General features: G+C 75.8%; 14 protein-coding genes and 1 pseudogene. 9 read left to right on the top strand and 6 right to left on the bottom strand.

Translation table 11 applies throughout. The annotated features are described in order from the left end of the window. Window positions 1–46: 46 nt before the first annotated feature. Together ACL02O_RS00855 and ACL02O_RS00860 are read right to left on the bottom strand one after the other, a co-directional pair. Window positions 47–274, bottom strand: coding sequence for a DUF3107 domain-containing protein (locus ACL02O_RS00855; protein WP_265008317.1), 228 nt, complete (start codon window positions 272–274; stop codon window positions 47–49). A 65-nt stretch (window positions 275–339) separates the two neighbouring features. Beyond that, window positions 340–978, bottom strand: coding sequence for a TetR/AcrR family transcriptional regulator (locus tag ACL02O_RS00860; protein ID WP_412815989.1), 639 nt, complete (start codon window positions 976–978; stop codon window positions 340–342). Between the two features lie 149 nt (window positions 979–1,127). Between ACL02O_RS00860 and ACL02O_RS00865 the strand changes: the two genes are divergently transcribed. The 6 genes and pseudogenes from ACL02O_RS00865 to ACL02O_RS00890 form a co-directional block, all read left to right on the top strand. Next, window positions 1,128–4,001, top strand: a complete 2,874-nt coding sequence (locus ACL02O_RS00865) for a hypothetical protein (protein WP_412815990.1) — start codon at window positions 1,128–1,130, stop codon at window positions 3,999–4,001. 46 nt (window positions 4,002–4,047) lie between these two features. Continuing rightward, the gene (locus ACL02O_RS00870) at window positions 4,048–5,091 is read left to right on the top strand and encodes an alpha/beta fold hydrolase (protein ID WP_412815991.1); all 1,044 of its coding nucleotides are present in this window, start codon (window positions 4,048–4,050) and stop codon (window positions 5,089–5,091) included. Window positions 5,092–5,096: 5 nt separating this feature from the next. Beyond that, the gene (locus tag ACL02O_RS00875) at window positions 5,097–5,978 is read left to right on the top strand and encodes a DUF3152 domain-containing protein (RefSeq protein ID WP_412815992.1); all 882 of its coding nucleotides are present in this window, start codon (window positions 5,097–5,099) and stop codon (window positions 5,976–5,978) included. Window positions 5,979–6,055: 77 nt separating this feature from the next. Then, window positions 6,056–6,943 (top strand): DUF3152 domain-containing protein, encoded by an 888-nt coding sequence (locus ACL02O_RS00880; RefSeq protein WP_412815993.1) that lies wholly within the window; start codon window positions 6,056–6,058, stop codon window positions 6,941–6,943. Between the two features lie 41 nt (window positions 6,944–6,984). Further along, window positions 6,985–8,232 (top strand): adenylyltransferase/sulfurtransferase MoeZ, encoded by a 1,248-nt coding sequence (moeZ, locus tag ACL02O_RS00885; protein ID WP_412815994.1) that lies wholly within the window; start codon window positions 6,985–6,987, stop codon window positions 8,230–8,232. 70 nt (window positions 8,233–8,302) lie between these two features. Further along, window positions 8,303–9,172, top strand: a pseudogene (locus ACL02O_RS00890) (hypothetical protein); the annotation flags it as partial. Window positions 9,173–9,720: 548 nt separating this feature from the next. On the opposite strand, the gene ACL02O_RS00895 reads toward ACL02O_RS00890, so the two are convergent. Further along, window positions 9,721–10,962: a glutamate-5-semialdehyde dehydrogenase gene (locus tag ACL02O_RS00895; protein ID WP_412815995.1), complete on the bottom strand. Its 1,242-nt coding sequence runs from the start codon at window positions 10,960–10,962 to the stop codon at window positions 9,721–9,723. A 10-nt stretch (window positions 10,963–10,972) separates the two neighbouring features. After that, on the bottom strand, window positions 10,973–12,082 hold the full coding sequence (gene proB, locus ACL02O_RS00900) for a glutamate 5-kinase (protein WP_412815996.1): 1,110 nt from the start codon (window positions 12,080–12,082) through the stop codon (window positions 10,973–10,975). A 61-nt stretch (window positions 12,083–12,143) separates the two neighbouring features. On the opposite strand from proB, the gene ACL02O_RS00905 reads away from it, so the two are divergent. Genes ACL02O_RS00905 through ACL02O_RS00915 form a run of 3 tightly spaced genes read left to right on the top strand, consistent with a single transcriptional unit; the run spans window position 12,144 to window position 15,361 of the window. Beyond that, window positions 12,144–12,455: an MGMT family protein gene (locus ACL02O_RS00905; protein ID WP_412815997.1), complete on the top strand. Its 312-nt coding sequence runs from the start codon at window positions 12,144–12,146 to the stop codon at window positions 12,453–12,455. A 32-nt stretch (window positions 12,456–12,487) separates the two neighbouring features. Next, entirely contained in the window at window positions 12,488–13,852 is a 1,365-nt protein-coding gene (locus ACL02O_RS00910) for an MFS transporter (RefSeq protein WP_412815998.1), read from the top strand. 36 nt (window positions 13,853–13,888) lie between these two features. After that, window positions 13,889–15,361 (top strand): pyridoxal phosphate-dependent decarboxylase family protein, encoded by a 1,473-nt coding sequence (locus tag ACL02O_RS00915; protein WP_412815999.1) that lies wholly within the window; start codon window positions 13,889–13,891, stop codon window positions 15,359–15,361. Between the two features lie 39 nt (window positions 15,362–15,400). Here ACL02O_RS00915 and ACL02O_RS00920 read toward each other — a convergent pair whose 3' ends face one another. Both ACL02O_RS00920 and ACL02O_RS00925 read right to left on the bottom strand, forming a co-directional pair. Further along, on the bottom strand, window positions 15,401–16,597 hold the full coding sequence (locus ACL02O_RS00920) for a hypothetical protein (protein ID WP_412816000.1): 1,197 nt from the start codon (window positions 16,595–16,597) through the stop codon (window positions 15,401–15,403). Beyond that, window positions 16,590–17,147 (bottom strand): SigE family RNA polymerase sigma factor, encoded by a 558-nt coding sequence (locus ACL02O_RS00925; RefSeq protein WP_412816001.1) that lies wholly within the window; start codon window positions 17,145–17,147, stop codon window positions 16,590–16,592. The genes ACL02O_RS00920 and ACL02O_RS00925 overlap by 8 nt, the downstream gene beginning before the upstream one ends. Window positions 17,148–17,207: the final 60 nt, after the last annotated feature.

The raw sequence follows: 17,207 nt of genomic DNA on the forward strand, positions 1-17,207 counted from the left end.
CTCCCTCCCCTTCCCCCCCCCCCCCCCCCCCCGACCCGGTGGGGAATCAGCGGACGGTGAACCCGACCGCGCGGGGCGAGGCCTCCGCGATCTCGACGTAGGCGACCTTGCCGACCGGCACGATCACCCGCCGGCCCTTCTCGTCGGTCAGGGAGAGGGTGCCCTCACCCTTGGCGACGGCGTCGGTCACGATCTGCTCGATCTCGGCCGGCGACTGCGCGCTCTCCAGGACCAGCTCCCGCGGCGCGTACTGCACGCCGATCTTGACCTCCACTGTGCCTCCTCAACTGGGGCGAAAGAGCCACCGTGGGAAGGCTATCCGATCTGGCGGCCCGATGTTCAGGCTGAGTCACCTTGCAGCGGGAAGCTGGCGATGCCGCGCCAGGAGAGGGCGGCGACCAGCGCCTCCGCCTCCGCCTTGGGCACCTGCCGGCCTCCGGCCAGCCAGAACTGGGCGGCCGTCTCCGCCGCCCCGACCAGGCCGGAGGCGAGCAGCTCGGCGTGCGCCCGGCTGACGCCGGTGTCGGAGATGATGGTGTCGGTGATCGCGGCGATGCAGCCCTGCTCGACCCGCTCGACCCGCTGCCGGACTGCCGGGTCGTTGCGCAGGTCCGACTCGAAGACCAGCCGGAAGGCCTCGCTCTCGTGGTCGACGAAGTCGAAGTAGGCGCGCACCGAGGCGCTGACCCGCTCCTTGTTGTCGTTGGTGCCGCGCATCGCGTCGTGCACCTTCGCCACGATGGCGTCGCAGTGCGTGTCCAGCAGCGCGAGGTAGAGCTCCATCTTGCCTGGGAAGTGCTGGTAGAGCACGGGCTTGGAGACTCCCGCGCGCTCGGCGATGTCGTCCATCGCGGCAGCGTGGTAGCCCTGTGCGACGAACACCTCCTGAGCGGCCGCGAGCAGTTGCTTGCGGCGCGCCGAGCGGGGCAGGCGGGTGGGCCGGCCGGCGGTCTGCGCGCCGTTCCCCACTGCGGTCATGGGAACCTCCGAGTTTCATCGTACGAGCCGGCACTTATCACCCGAACCGGCCCGGGTTGGTGAACCCGGCCCGGAATTGGCCCGCCGCTGTAACTTATCGCCACTGTCACCACACGGTAGCCTCAGCGGGGGCGACCAAGGAGCGCGCGGTGAGTGAATCAGGGCAACCCGGAGCCCCCACCCCGGGAGAGCACGGCGACGGGACGGGTCAGCAGGACGACCTGGCCCGCACCGGCAGCGGGTGGGCGCCCCCGGCGACCGGCTGGGCCCGGGGCGCACAGGCGCCCGCCGGCTGGCCCCGGCCCGATCTCACCAACGGCTGGGCCGTCTCGTCCCCCCGCCACGGCGACCTCCCGGCCCCGCTGCCGACGCTACCCGCCGAGCAACCGTCGGCCCGGGTCAACGGCCACCACGTCAACGGCGTGCACCACGCCGGGGAGGAATCGCCCGTGACCCGCCAGGCGCCGGTGAGTGCCCCGCCCGTCGACGAGCCCCGCCGCGAGACCGACGGCGACCGGCTGGCCGTACCGGGCCAGCGGCCGGCACCCGCGGTGGAGCAGCCGGCCGCCGACGCGGAGCCCGGGCCGGCGCGGCACACCTCGGACGAGCCGCCCGCCGGTCGGGTCGCGCGCTGGTCGGAGGCCGGTGTCCCGTCGTCCGCGCCGCCGGCCCTCCAGGTGCCGCCGGTCGGCGCCGCCGCCTCCGGCTTCGAGGTGCCACCCGGGTTTCACGCCCCGACCGCCGAGCGAGCCGCCGAGCAGCCGCCGTCGGTCTCCCACGGCTGGGCCGGCCGCCCGGCGTCGGCGCCCCCCGCCGACCAGGGCTGGGCCGACCGTCCTCCCGCCGACCAGGGCTGGGCCGACCGTCCTCCCGCCGATCACGGCTGGGCCGACCGCTCGGCCTCCGCGCCTCCGGCCGACCCGGGTTGGCCCGGGCGTCCGGCGTCGGCGCCCCCCGCCGCCGATCGGGGCTGGTCCGAGCGCCCCGCCTCGGCGCCGCCCGCCGCCCGGGACACGGGCCCGGTCGAGGGGGGCCGCGCCGAGGAGCCCCGGGCCGCGGGCGCCGACGACCGGCCCGCCGGGCCGGTGGACCCGCGCCGCGCCGCGACCGGCGAGGAGCCCGGGCGGTCCGGGCAGAGCTGGCACCGGTCGAGCCGGGACGACGGCTGGGCGGCACCGTGGGCCCGCGACGAGGAGTCCTCCGGCCGCCGGGTCCCGGAGGATGCCGCCGGGCGTCGGTCCGCCGGGGATGAGCCGGTGGGACGTCGGTCCGTCGAGGCCGAGCCGGTGGGGAGCCGGGCCCGCGACGAGCGGGTCGACGAGTGGGCGCCCGAGCCGGTGCGGCCGTACGAGCCGGTGCGGGCCGAACGGTCCCCGGCGTACGAGCCGGCCCGGTCGTACGAGTCGCCCCGGAACGAATCCGATCCGGCCGCCCGGGAAGCGCCCGAACGGCCCGCCTGGGCCGGGCCGCCCGTCCCGGTGACCCCGTTCAGTGCGCCGCCCCACGCCGTCCCGACCAGCGCCCCGCCCCACGCCGTCCCGACCAGCGCTCCGCCGGTCCCCCGGGAGGCCCCCGCCGCCGCCCCGCCCGCGGAGTACGCCCCGTCGCCGCCCGGCGCTCGCCGGGCCGAGGACCGCGACGGCACGTCGTACCGGTCGCCCGGCGCGACCGGGGAGGTTCCCGCAGGGTCCTCCGGCCAGCCGCCGACCTTCTCCGGCCCCGCCTCCGCCACGAGCGGGGGGGCCCATTTCGACCGCACCCCCGCGTCCGCTCCGACGAGCGCGCCCGCCTACGCGCCCCGCCGGTCCGCCCCGGAACCGGTGCCGCCGCCGGCCGAGGCAGCCGCCGACCCCGGGCCGGCCGACGCCGCGCCGGCCGGGCTGCCGCAGCGGGTCCCCGCCGAACCGGACGTGCCCGTCGTGCCGGAGCCGCCCGCCGTGGAACCGCCCGCCGAAACCCCGGAACTCGCCCGTATCGCCACCCACCTGCGCCGCGACGACGAGCCCGCGCCGCTGCGCGAGCGCCCCGAGGGCTTCGACGTCAACGCCATCCTCGACGCGGTCCGCGAGGTGGCCGGCGTCCGGGACGCGGCGCTGCGCCGTACCCCGGCCGGTGCGCACAGCCTCCGGCTCGATCTGGCCGACGGCGCCGACCCGGCCGAGGTGAGCCGGCTGGTGGCCCGCCTGCTCCAGGAGCGGATGGGCCTGGCCGCCGCCCCGCAGAACCTGCCCGGCGCGCCGGCCGTCCCGCCGCCCCCGGTCCGCCGCCGCTCGGCCGCGCCGCGGCCCGCCGAGCCGCGGCCGGCGGAGGACCGGCCGGTCGCGGGCCGGCCGGCCGACGTGCGGGCCGGAGAGAACCACCCCACCGCGCCCGAGTCTCGGGCCGGCCGGCCGGTCGAGGCGCCGGCCGAGGGCGTGGAGCGGGTCACCGAGCCGTCGCGCCGTCGCCGGCAGCCCGCCATCCACCGAGGTCGGGCGGCGGTGGAGGAGTCGTCGCTGACCGCCCCGACCGGTGCGCCCGCCGGCAGCCCGGCGACCCTCGGTACGTCGTACTCCGGCGGCCAGATGACCACGACGGAGACCGCGCCTTCGCGACCGCTGGACACCGGTGGCGCGTCGGGACCCCGGGTGGTGATCGACCACGTCCAGGTGAGCACCTTCGGGCTCGACGCCACCGTGGAGGTACGCCTGATCGCGGGCGACCGCACGGCGGTCGGCCATGCCACCGGGCCGGCCGTCGACGGGTACGTGCTGCGGCTCTGCGCGGTGGCCGCCGCGGCGGCGGTGGACGAGCTGCTCGGCCGGGCCGCCTCGGCCGCGGAGCGGGGGCGGTGCTTCGTCGAGCACGCCGCCGTGCTGCCGTTCGGCAACTGCGAGGTGGCCACCGTGGTGGTGCTGCTGGTCTGCGACGGCTGGGTGGAGCAGCTCGCCGGTTCGGCCCTGGTCGCCGGTGACCCCCGGCAGGCGATGGTCCGGGCGACCCTGGCTGCGGTGAACCGCCGGCTGGAGGCGTTGCTGGCCTGACCGGTGGCGGGTGTCGGGCGGCGTTCGGGTGGGAAGACTGGGTGACATGAAGCGCGCCTCCCTGTGGCCGGACGAGCATCTGCCCGCGCACCACGTCCCACCGCCCTGGCCCGGCCGGGGGGTGCGTCTTGACGGCGCGGTCACCTACGTCCGCGACACCCCGGCCACCGGTCCGGACGCCGAACCGGCGCTCTACGTGCACGGCCTCGGCGGCTCGTCACAGAACTGGACGGACCTGGCCGGCCTGCTCGCGGGACGGCTCGACGGGCAGGCGATCGACCTGCCCGGCTTCGGTCGCAGCGAGCCCGGCCGGCGGTACACCATCCCCGCCTTCGCCGACCGGGTGGTCCGCTGGATCGAGCACAGTGACCGGGGCCCGGTGCACCTGTTCGGCAACTCGCTCGGCGGGGCGGTCTCGGTCCGGGTCGCGGCGCTTCGACCGGACCTGGTCCGCACGCTGACCCTGATCTCCCCGGCGCTGCCGTTCCTCGACTTCCGTCGCTCGTTGCAGGGGCGGATGCTGCCGCTGCTGGCGCTGCCCCTGGGCGAGCGGCTGGTCGCCTGGCACCTGACCCAGCTCGCCCCCGAGCTGATGGCCCAGCAGGTGCTGGAGGCGTGCATCGCCGACCTGACCCGGGTCAGCGAGCAGCGCCGGCAGGAGGCGGTCGAGGAGATCCGGATCCGCTACCAGGCGGCCCATTACGCGGCCGCCTATCTGCGGACCTTCCGTGGCCTGGTCGCCAGCTTCCTGCGGTCGTACCTGCCGGGACCGAACTCGCTGTGGCGGCTGGCCGCCGGCCTGCGAGTGCCCACCCTGGTGGTGGGGGGACGTCGCGACCGGCTGGTCGACGTCCGGGTGGCGCCGCAGGCCGCCCGGGTGATCCCGGACAGCCGGCTGCTGATGCTCGACGGGGTCGGGCACGTGGCCCAGGTTGAGGTGCCCCGCACGGTGGCCCGGGCGGTGCTGGCCCTGCTCGCCGAGGCAGGTGACGGCGCGGCGTCCGCCCCGGCGCTGGCCGGCGACCTCCCGGGCGGTGATCTGCTCACCGGAACGGGGGACGGCGGGCGGCGGCGCGAGGTGGCAGGCTGAGCCGGATGCGCGCCTCCTCCCGCCCCCGCCGTAGTGCCGTGCGCTCCGTCCCCCGTCGTCCGGGCACCAGTCGGCGGCGCTCCGCCCTCGTGGTGCTCGCGTTCCTGGCCGCCGCCGCGGTCGGCGTCGGAGTGGCGGTGCAACGGCCGTCCGCCGGGGCCGAGATGCTGGTCGGTGACGGGTCGGTGGTGCAGCCGCCGACCCCGTCGGACACCCCGTCGCCGTCGGCGAGCCCTTCGCCGACGGCGGACCCGACCCCGCCCCCGCCGCTGCTGACCCTGCCCGGCCCGGTGCCCGCGCACGGTTCGGGCAGCTTCGCGTACGACGCCCGGCCGGGGCCGGTGCTGGGCCGGGCGGGCGGGCTCCGCCGGTTCCGGCTGGCGGTGGAGAACGGCTCGGGGGAGGACGTCCACGCCTTCGGCGACGCCGTGCAGCGGGCCCTCGCCGGGCCGGGGAGCTGGGTGGACGGCGGCCAGGTGCGGTTGCAGCGGGTGGTTCCGGGGGCCCGTTACGACTTCACCATCTACCTGGCCACGCGGGACACCGCCGGGCGGTTGTGCCGGGACGGTGGCATCGACATCCGCAAGGGTGGGGTGCCGTACACCTCCTGCCGGGTGCCCGGCAAGGTGGTGATCAACCTGGACCGCTGGCGGACCTCGGTGCCGCACCTGGTGGCGGCGGAGATGCCGCTGGAGGAGTACCGGCTCTACGTGATCAACCACGAGGTCGGGCACCAGCTCGGGCACCATCACGAGGGCTGCCCGGCGGCCGGCCGGCCGGCGCCGGTGATGCAGCAGCAGACCCTCTTCCTCGACGGCTGCCGGCCGAACCCGTGGCCGTACCTCGACGGCCGACGGTACGCCGGCCCGCCGGTCTGGAAGCCCTGATCGTGGCGATGAAGAGTATTGCGCATAACTGGCGGTAAAAGCGGCTAAATGCCCGAATTGCATGGCACGCTGGTGTCATGACGTCGTCGTCCCCTTCCGACCCGCCTGCCGAGCCCGCGCCGCCATCGACCCCGGCCGTCCGGCCTGGCCGGCTCGACGCCGACCGCCCGCCGGCCCGCCCCGGGGACGGACCACCCGTCCGCCCCGCGCTACGCCGGATGCGACGCCGCCGGCGACGTACCGTCCTGCTCCTGGTCGTCCTGCTCGCGGTGGGCGGCGCCGCGGTCGGCCTGCGCGACCTGGCCCGCCGGTCCGCGGACCCGGCGCCGGCCCCGATGGCGGCGGCCCGGCACGGGCGGGCGGCGAACGCGGCCGGCGCGGGCGGCGGGTATCCGGATGTGGGCTCCGGGCTCTTCGCCGCCGCCGAGGGCCGCTCGCCGGTGCGCGGGTACGGCGGGCCGCTGCGCCGCTACCGGGTCGAGGTCGAGCAGGGCGCCGGGCCGGAAGCCGACGCGTTCGCCGACACCGTGGACGCGGTGCTGGGCGATTCCCGGAGCTGGATCGCCTCGGGCGACCTGCGCGTGCAGCGGGTTCCCGAGGCGGCTGCCGCCGACTTCACCGTCTACCTGGCCACCCCGGCCACCTCGGAGCGGATGTGCGCCGAGGGGGGCCTCAGCACCGAGCGGTACACCTCCTGCCGGCTGCCCGGCCGGGTGATCATCAACCTCGCCCGCTGGATGGAGGCGGTGCCGGACTACGGGGCGCCGCTCGACGTCTACCGGACCTACGTGATCAACCACGAGGTGGGACACGAGTTCGGCGAGACGCACCAGGCCTGCCCCGGGCCGGGCGCGCCCGCCCCGGTGATGCAGCAGCAGACGTACGGGTTGGACGGCTGTGTCGCCAACGCCTGGCCGTACCTGGCCGGGGCGCGGTACGAGGGGGAGTCCATCGACGGGGTCTGAATTATTCCCGGTCCCGCATGTCGGGCGACGTGTCCCTCATCATGGCCGATCCCCACCGTTGCGAGCGACAATGGCGCGGTCCCACCGCCGATCCCGGGGAGTCCACCGTGTCGTTGCCCCCGCTCGTCGAGCCCGCCGCCGAGCTGACCGTAGACGAGATCCGTCGCTACTCGCGTCACCTGATCATCCCCGACGTCGGGGTCGAGGGTCAGAAGCGGCTGAAAAACGCCCGGGTGCTCTGCGTCGGCGCCGGCGGTCTCGGCTCGCCGGCGTTGATGTATCTCGCCGCCGCCGGTGTCGGCACGCTCGGCATCATCGACTTCGACACCGTCGACGAGTCCAACCTCCAGCGGCAGATCATCCACGGCGTCTCCGACGTGGGTCGCTCCAAGGCCGAGTCGGCCGCCGCCTCGATCCGCGAGATCAACCCGCTGGTCAACGTGGAGATCCACAACACCGCGCTGGACCGGGAGAACGTCAAGGAGATCTTCTCCCGGTACGACCTGATCGTCGACGGCACCGACAACTTCGCCACCCGCTACATGGTCAACGACGCGGCGGTGCTGCTCGGCAAGCCGTACGTCTGGGGCTCGATCTACCGGTTCGACGGCCAGGCGTCGGTGTTCTGGGCCGAGCACGGCCCCTGCTACCGCTGCCTATACCCGGAGCCGCCGCCGCCCGGCATGGTGCCGTCGTGCGCGGAGGGCGGCGTGCTGGGCGTGCTCTGCGCGTCCATCGGGTCGATCCAGGTCAACGAGGCGATCAAGCTGCTCGCCGGCATCGGCGAGCCGCTGGTCGGCCGGCTGATGGTCTACGACGCCCTGGAGATGAGCTACCGCAAGATCAAGGTGCGCAAGGACCCGAACTGCGTGCTCTGCGGCGAGAACCCGACGGTCACCGAGCTGCTGGAGGACTACGAGGACTTCTGCGGCGCGGTCTCCGTCGAGGCGCAGGAGGCGGTGCTCGACTCGACCATCACCGCGCTGGAGTTGAAGGAGTGGCAGGACGCCGGCAAGGACATCTTCCTGGTCGACGTCCGCGAGCCCGCCGAGTACGAGATCGTCCGGATCCCCGGCTCGACCCTGATCCCCAAGGGCGAGATCATCTCCGGCGAGGCGCTGGCGAAGCTCCCGCAGGACAAGCAGATCGTGCTGCACTGCAAGTCCGGCGTCCGGTCCGCCGAGGCGCTCGCCGCGCTGAAGGCGGCCGGGTTCCGGGACGCCGTGCACGTCCAGGGCGGGGTGCTCTCCTGGGTCAAGCAGATCGACCCGTCGCTGCCCGCGTACTGAGTGTGAGCGAAAGGGCCCTTCCGGATGCCGGGAGGGCCCTGCGCGTACCCGCCGGTGGGCCGGGCCACCCCTGGCCGAGCTGCTGAGGCGCAGCAACGTTCGCGCAGGTAGCGTCTGCCTCGTGGTCGATTTGGATGCCGCGATCGGCTTCGTCGTGGCGCACGGGGACGCGGTGGACCGCGCCCGTCTCTCCCGGCTGCGCACCGGTACCCCGGTGCCGGCCGCCCTGCTCGACGCGGCCGAGGCCGGGCAGGCACCCGGCGGTGGTTGGCCCGCCGTCCTCGACGGCGGGGTCGCCTCGGTCGACGCCACCTGCTTCCGGCTGGCCGAAGTGGACGATCTCGGCGGACTGGGCCGCCCGGCCGCCCGGCACGCCCTGGACTGGCTGGCCGCCCGGCAGCTCCGCGACGGTGGCTGGGACGAGGACCCGTCGCTGGCCGGCCTCGCCCCCGAGTGGGCCACCCCGGGGGACCCGGAGGCCCGCCTCTTCCTCACCGCCAACGCCGGGTTCTGGCTGACCGTGGCCGGGCTGGACGCCCGCGCCGCCGGGCCGCTCGACCACCGGGTGGGCGGTGCGTACGCCGGCGTGGTGCAGGCGGCGGCGCAGGCGCTGGCCGCGCAGCTCGCCCCGGACGGGAGTTGGCCGTCCTTCCTCCCCGCCGGCTGGCTGAGCGCGGCCGTGCTGCACCGCCAGCGGATGTACTACGAGTCGGCGCGGATCCAGGCGGTGCTGGCCGACCGGATCCCCGAGATGTCCCCGGCCGATGTGGCCTGGCTCGCCGCCACGCTGCGCCGGGTCGAGGTGGGCGAGGAGCAGTGGCTGCTGGTCTCGGCGCGCAAGCGGCTCGGCGAGACCCAGCGCAGCGACGGCGGCTGGGACAGCGACGACGGCCACCAGTTCGACGTGCACACCACGCTGCGGGCGATCCGGGCCTGCCGGTCGGACACCCCGGAGGCTCCGGCCTCCGGCACGGTGTTCCGGTCGCCGCAGCCGGCCGCGCTGCCGTCGCCACCGGTGGTGCCGGCGCCGCGCCCGGCACCTCGGTCGGAGGTGGCGCCCCCGGCGGACGTGGCGCCCCCGGCGGACGTGGCGCCCCCGACCTCGGCCCTGCCGCCGCCCGCCCTGTCCGGGCCACCGGCCACCACGCCACCGACGTCCCCGTTCACCGCGTGGGTCACCGAGCCGTCGGTGGTCGACGAGCCGGATGTCGCCGCGCCGGCGTCCCCCTTCACCCCGTGGCTCGTCGAGCCGGCGGCGGACGTCGAGCCGTCGGCGCGACCGCTGGTGCCGCCGGCCGTGCCGCTGCCGCGGTCGAAGCCGGCCGGGCCGCCGGAGTCCGCGCCGCCGGAGCCGGCCGCACCCACCACCTGACCGGCTGTTCCGCCGGGCAACGGCCGGTTGCGGAGCATGCGGGGGCGTGTCGCCGCAGGTCGGGGCATCGTCGCTGCGGGATGTCCGACCTGCCGCAAGCTGCGAGCCGAACCCGGTCAGCGCAAGTGGCCGTCCCCGGTGACCACGTACTTGGTGCTGGTCAGCTCGGGCAGTCCCATCGGGCCCCGGGCGTGCAGCTTCTGGGTGGAGATGCCGATCTCCGCGCCGAAGCCGAACTCGCCGCCGTCGGTGAACCGGGTGGAGGCGTTCACCATCACGGCCGCCGCGTCCACCCGGGCCACGAACTCCCGGGCCGCCGACTGGGAGTCGGTGACGATCGCCTCGGTGTGGCCGGTGCCGTACCGCCGGATGTGCGCGACCGCCGCGTCGAGCGAGTCGACCACGGCCACCGAGATGTCGGCCGAGAGGTACTCGGTGGCGAAGTCCTCCTCGGTGGCCGGCACGACCGCGCGGGAGTGGGCCGCCACCCGCGCGTCGCCGTGCACGGTCACCCCGGCCTCGGCGAACGCGGCCAGCACCGCCGGCAGGAAGGCGTCCGCGACGTCCCCGTGGACCAGCAGCGACTCGGCGGTGTTGCAGGTGGAGAGGCGCTGGGTCTTGGCGTTCAGGGTGATCGCCACGGCCTTCGCGACGTCGGCGGCGGCGTCCACGTAGACGTGGCAGTTGCCCACCCCGGTCTCGATCACCGGCACGGTGGACTCCTCGACCACGGTCCGGATCAGCGACGCGCCGCCGCGCGGGATCAGCACGTCGACCAGGCCCCGGGCCCGCATCAGCTCCTTCACCGAGTCCCGGGAGGTGGCGTCGAGGAGCTGCACCGCGTCGGCCGGCAGGCCGGCCCCGGCGACCGCGTCGCGGAGCACCGCGACCAGCGCCGCGTTGGAGTGCGCCGCCGAGGAGGAGCCGCGCAGCAGCGCCGCGTTGCCGGACTTCAGGCAGATCCCGGCCGCGTCCACGGTCACGTTCGGCCGGGCCTCGTAGATGATGCCGACCACGCCGAACGGCACCCGGACCTGCCGCAGCTCCAGCCCGTTCGGCAGGGTCGAGCCGCGGACCACCTCGCCTACCGGGTCGGGCAGCGCGGCCATCTGGCGCAACGCGTCGGCGATGCCGGCCACCCGGCCCGCGTCGAGGGCCAGCCGGTCCAGCACGGCCGCGGTCAGCCCGGCCGCCCGCCCGGCCGCCAGGTCCGTCGCGTTCGCGGCCAGGATCTCCGAGGTACGCGCCACCAGCGCGTCGGCCATCGCGACCAGCGCGGCGTCCTTGACCGTACGGGTGGCGACGGCGAGGGCCTCCGCCGCGTCCCGGGCCCGCCGGGCCTGCTCGACGACGCTCATTCCGCACTCCTCACAGCAGTACGAGGTCGTCGCGGTGGACGACCTCCCGTTCGTACGCCGGGCCGAGCGCCGCGGCGAGTTCCGAGGTGGAGCGGCCGAGCAGCCCGGGCAGCTCCACCGCGTCGTAGTTGACCAGTCCCCGGGCGACCGGCGCGCCGTCGGCGTTCACCAGGTCGACCGGGTCGCCGGCGGTGAACGCGCCGTCCACCGCGGTGATCCCGGCCGGGAGCAGGGACTTGCGCCGGCCCACCACCGCCTGCACCGCGCCGGGGTCGAGGTGCAGCCGGCCGCGGGGCGCGGTGGCGTGCGCCAGCCAGAAGAGCCGCGCGGCCGGACGCCGGCTGCTCGGGTGGAAGAAGGTGCCGACCGGCTCGCCGGCGAGGGCCTCGGCGGCCAGCGGCGCGCCGGTGAGCACGACCGGGATGCCGAAGCCGGTGGCGATGCGGGCCGCCTCGACCTTGGTGACCATGCCGCCGGTGCCGACCCCGGCCCGGCCGGTACCGCCGATGTCGACGCCGGCCAGGTCGCCGTCGCCGCGCACCTCGGCGACCCGGGTGCTGCCCGGCCGGGTCGGGTTGCCGCTCCAGAGCGCGTCGACGTCCGAGAGCAGCACCAGCAGGTCGGCGTCGACCAGGGCGGCGACCAGGGCGGCCAGCCGGTCGTTGTCGCCGAACCGGATCTCCTCGGTGGCCACCGTGTCGTTCTCGTTGACGACCGGCACCGCCCGCAGGTCGAGCAGTTTGCGCAGGGTCCGGTACGCGTTGCGGTAGTGCGCCCGCCTGGTCACGTCGTCGACGGTGAGCAGCACCTGCCCGACGGTGCGCCCGTGCCGGGCGAAGCTGGCCGCGTACCGGCCGATGAGCAGGCCCTGCCCGACGCTGGCGGCGGCCTGCTGGGTCGCGAGGTCGCGGGGACGGCGGGGCAGCCCGAGCGGGGCGAGGCCGGCGGCGATCGCGCCGGACGAGACCAGCACCACCTCGCGTCCGTCGGCGGCCAGCGCGCCGAGCGTGTCCACCAGGGTGTCGACCCGGGCGTCGTCGAGGCCGCCCGTCGCCGTGGTCAACGAGGACGAGCCGATCTTGACGACGACCCGGCGGGCCGAGGTGACTGCTTCGCGCACCCGACCATTCTGCGCGTCGCGGTCCGAGGGACCTTGGTGGCTTCCCATATCGTGGCCGGTCATGACGCCTGATGAGTACGTCGAGGCGGTGCTCGACCTGGTCGAGCGCATCCCGCCCGGCCGGGTGATGTCGTACGGGGCGGTGGCCGACGCCCTCGCCGAGCGTTCGGGACGGGCCTCGGCCCGGCTGGTCGGCTCGATCATGGCCCGGCACGGGGGCGCCGTGCCCTGGCACCGGGTGGTCAACTCGGCCGGCCGGCTGCCGCCCGGGCACGAGCGGGAGGCGCGGGCGCGGTTGCGGGCCGAGGGCTGCCCGCTGCGCCCGTCCGGGGTGGACATGGCGGCGGCCTGGTCGCCGGAGGAGGGGATGTGACCCGGGCCATAACATGAGTAGCATTCGGCTCCATGACAGCAACGGGCCTGCCGCGCCGGGTGCACGTCGGGTACGCGACGGGGTCCCTGGTCACCGGGGCGTTCGGGACCGTGCCCGGGCTGCTCCTGCTGCCGTACCTCACCGACACGCTGGGCGTGGCGGCCGGCGTGGCCGCCCTGCTCGTGCTCCTGCCCAAGGCGTGGGACGTGCTGGTCAACCCGGTCGCCGGGCGGATCTCCGACCGGACCCGGTCCCGCTGGGGAGCGCGCCGGCCGTACCTGCTCGGCGGCGGGCTGGCGCTGGCCGTGCTCTTCGCCTCGATCTTCGCGGCGCCGTTGGGGACCGGCCCGGCCGCCGGGGCGTACGTGGCGGTCGCCTTCCTGGCCACCGCCACCGCGTTCGCCTTCTTCCAGGTGCCCTACGTGGCGATGCCGGCCGAGGTGACCGACGACCCGGCGGAGCGTACCCGCCTGATGAGCTGGCGGATCGCGGTGCTGGCGCTGGCCATCCTGGTCTCCGGCGCGGTGGCCCCGGCGGTGGTGACCGCCGGTGGCGACGGCGTGCCGGGGCACCGCTGGATGGGCCTCTTCGTCGCCGCGCTGATCGTGACCGGCACCGTCGGCGCGTTCCTCGGCACCCGCTCGGCACCGGCCGGGACGGTGGGGGAGAGCGAGCCCAGCCTGCGGGCCCAGCTCGCGGTCGCCGGCAGCAACCGGCCGTTCCGGCTGCTGCTGGTCTGCTTCGTGGTGCAGTCCGCCGGGGTGGCCACCGTGCTGGCCGGGGTGAAGTACTTCGCCGACCAGGTGCTGCGCGACCCGGAGACCGGCCCGACCCTGCTCTTCGCCTGCTTCGTCGGGCCGGCGCTGCTGGTCATGCCGCTCTGGACCCGGGTCGGCGCCCGGGTCGGCAAGCGGGCCGCGCTGGTCGCCGCGTCGCTGCTCTTCGCGGCCGGCACGCTGGCCCTCGTCGCGTCCCCGGCGCTGCCGGCGGCCGGGGTGTACCCCGTGGTCGCGCTGATCGGCGTCGGGTACGCCGGCCAGCAGGTCTTCGCCCTCGCCATGCTGCCGGACTGCATCGCATACGACACCGCGCGCACCGGGCGGCGGCAGGCCGGCGTGTTCACCGGGCTCTGGACCGCCGGGGAGACCCTCGGCCTCGCCCTCGGTCCCGGCATCTACGGCCTGGTCCTCCAGCTCTCCGGATACGTCTCCTCGTCGACCGGGGTCGCGGCGGCGCAGTCGGCGGGCGCCCGGCTCGGCGTCCTGCTCGGCTTCACCGTGCTCCCCGCCCTCCTCGTCGCGCTCCCGGTGCTGCTGCTGCGCGGCTACACCCTCCCCCCACTCACCGCCCCCTCCCCCCTGAGCTCCGCCGATCACGGAGTCGTGGTGGGGGAGTAGAACCGCTGAACACCACAGGAAGGGCAGCACATCCCCATGATCGACGAAGGAACGGGCGCGCTGCCCGAGGTCGGGGTGCCCGCGGCGCGGGTGCTCGAGGAGATCCGGGCGCTGCGGGCGGCCGACCGGCCGACGCACGGCGGGCGGCTCTTCGCCTACGTGTACGACCCGGGGGTGGCCGGGCTGGACGAGCTGGCGCAGGCCGCGGACGCGGAGAGCGCGCACGTCAACGGGCTCGACCCGACCGCCTTCCCGTCCCTGCTGGCGATGGAGAACGCCCTCGTCGCGGCGGCGGCCCGGCTGCTCGGCGGCGGCCCGGGCACGGCCGCCCCGGAGGTGGTGGGCAGCGTCACCAGCGGCGGCACCGAGTCGCTGATGCTGGCGGTGAAGGCGGCCCGCGACGCCCGCCCCGACCTCGCCGAGCCGCGGATCGTGGTGCCGGTCAGCGGGCACGCCGCCTTCGCCAAGGCCGCCCACTACCTGCGGGTGGCCCTCGACCAGGTCCCCGTCGACCCGCTGACCCTGCGCCCGGCGCCCGCCGACGTCGCCGCCGCGATCCGGCCGGAGACCGTGCTGGTCGCCGCCTCGGCCCCGTCGTACGCGCACGGCGTGGTCGACCCGGTGGCGGAGATCGCGGCTGTCGCGGCGGCGGCCGGGGTGCGCTGCCACGTGGACGCCTGCTTCGGCGGCTGGACGCTGCCCTGGCTGCGCCGGCTCGGCGCACCGGTGCCGGAGTTCGACTTCGCCGTCGACGGGGTCACCTCGATCTCCGTCGACCTGCACAAGTACGGGTACGCCCCGAAGGGGGTGTCGGTGCTGCTGCACCGCGATCCGGCGCTGCGCGCCCCGCAGTACTTCGCGTACGCCGACTGGCCCGGATACACGATGATCAACCCGGTGATCGCCTCGACCCGCTCCGGCGGGCCGATCGCCGCCGCCTACGCCACCCTGCGGCACCTGGGCGAGGACGGCTACCTGCGGCTGGCCGCGCTGACCCGGGACGCGGTGGCCGGACTGGCCGACGCGGTCCGCCCGGTGGACGGGCTGCGGCTGCTGGCCGAGCCCGAGTCCACCGTGGTCTGCTTCACCAGCGACGACCCGGGACTCGACCTGTTCGTGCTGGTCGACGAGTTGACCGCCCGCGGCTGGCACACCCAGCCGCAGCTCGGGTACGCCGACCTGCCGGCCAGCGTGCACCTCACGGTGACCGCGGCCGTCGCCCCCCGGGTGGCCGAGTTCGGCCCGGCGCTGGCCGAGGCGGTGGCGGCGGCCCGGGCCGCCGGGCCGGTCGAGCTTTCGGCGGAGCTGCGGGCGCTCGCCGGCAGCCTCACCCCGGAGGCGTTGACCCCCGAGCTGGTCGCCCGGCTCGCCGCCGGCCTCGGGCTCGGCGCCGGCCCGGTGACGGACCGGATGGCGGTGGTGAACACCCTGCTCGACGCCGCGGCGCCGGCACTGCGCGAGCGGCTGCTGGCGGAGTTCGTCGGCCTGCTGCAACGTCCGTCCTGGTGACGGCCGCGGGGGCGTCCGTCGGACACCCCGCGGCTCCACTCATCCGGCGAGGCGCACCTGGGTCCAGTTGTCCTGCGGTGTCAGATCCCGCCAGTACCGCAGGTCGTCGTCGTAGTGGACCGCCCGGACCATCCGGGCGTCGGGTGGGCCGGCCGGGCCGTACCGGTACCGGAAGGTGTAGGTGATCTGCTTCCCCGCGGCCAGGCCGGGCAGCATGCACGGGGGCCAGTCGCTCCGCCCGTTGTCCGGCTCGCAGCTGTCCCAGGCGCCGCCTTCCGGCGTCCCGACGAAGTTCAGCTCGAACAGGGCGAGCCGGGGCACGTCCACCCGGCCACGGTTGCTGACCGTCACCTTGACGGTGCCCTCCCGCGCGCCGGTGCCGTCCGCCGGTCCGAGGATGAGCGGTCCGGCGGTCACCCGGAGATCGGTCAGCCGCGGGTCCCTCCCCCACCCGGTCGGGCCGCCGTTCTGGGCGAACCGCGTCCCGTCCCAGCCGTACGTCCGCCACTGCTGGCGAGCCCAGTAGGCCGGGGTGGAGCAGCAGGGTTGCAGGTCGGCGACCTTCACCCGGACCGACCCGTCCGGCACCGAGACGGCGAGCAGGTCCTCGACGGCCTCCGGGCCCTCCCCTTCGGTGCGGACCACCCGACCCACGGTGACGATCCGGTCCTGACCGTCCCGGTCGAACACCACCACCTGCTTCGCCGACGCCTCACCTATCCGGCAGCCGAGCAGCGCGGCGGTCTCCTGCGCGCCGTCGGCGTCCACGTCGCCGTAGGTCACCTCGATCAGGTAAGGCTTCTGCACTTCCTTGGTGCTGCCGGGCAACAGCCGTACCCCGGCGTTGTCCGCACAGTTGCCACCGAACCAGTCCGGCAGGTCGACCCGGGCGGCCAGCAGTTGTTTCTCGCTGATCCGGCCGTCCGGCGCGTCCGGGGTGCGGCTGGCCGAGGGCGTCGGGGCCGGGCTCACCGACGGGCTCACCGACGGTGACGGTGTCGGCTCGGCGGTCGGGGTGACGGCCGGCGGCAGCGGCGGATCCCGCCGCAGCGCCGCCCCGGCCGCGATCGGGGCCACCACCAGCACCACCGCCAGGGCCGCTCCGGCGGTCACGGCCGTGCGGCGGCGGCGCCGCAGGGTGCGCCGGGCGGCCTCCGGGCCCGGCCCGTCGATGTGCGTCGTCAGCTCTCCGCGGTACGTCTCGAAGCGCGCCCGCAGCGGGTCCCGGTCAGACATCGCCGACCCCCTCGGTGTTGTCGTTGAGCAAGGTGGCCAGGGCGGCGCGGCCCCGGTGCAGCCAGGACTTGACGGTGCCTTCCGCCACCCCTTCCTGGAGTGCGATCTGCGCGACCGACAGGTCGGCCAGGTAGTGCAGCACGATGGCCCGCCGCTGGTTGGCCGGTAACTCGGCGAGCGCCCGGTCGATCGCGACCCGGTCCGGGCTCGGCCCCGCCACCTCCGGCTCCTGCCGCCGCTGCCGTAGCAGGTGGTTGCGGGCGGTGCGGAGCCGGCGCCACCGGCTGCGGGCCAGGTTCCACGCGACCTGGCGTACCCACGCAACCGGGTCGTCGTAGCGGGCCAGCCGGTCCCACCGGGCCAGCGCCCGGCAGAACGCCTCCTGCGCGAGGTCCTGCGCCTGGCCCAGATCCCCCGTGTACGCCCAGAGCTGGGTTGTCACGCTGCGGAAGTGCGCATGGTAGAAGCCGTCGAAGGTGGGTGGCCCGGGAGATCTCCCGAGCTCGGCCGGCGGCGGTTCGGCGGCGCGGGCCCTCATCCTCACAGTCACTGTCCCTCCCCGTGTGGGCCGCCGGGCGGTCCGGCGTCGATAACACTCCATGCCGCCCCG

This window comes from Micromonospora mangrovicola (assembly GCF_047200535.1).
In the GTDB taxonomy this organism is placed as follows: Bacteria; Actinomycetota; Actinomycetes; order Mycobacteriales; family Micromonosporaceae; genus Micromonospora.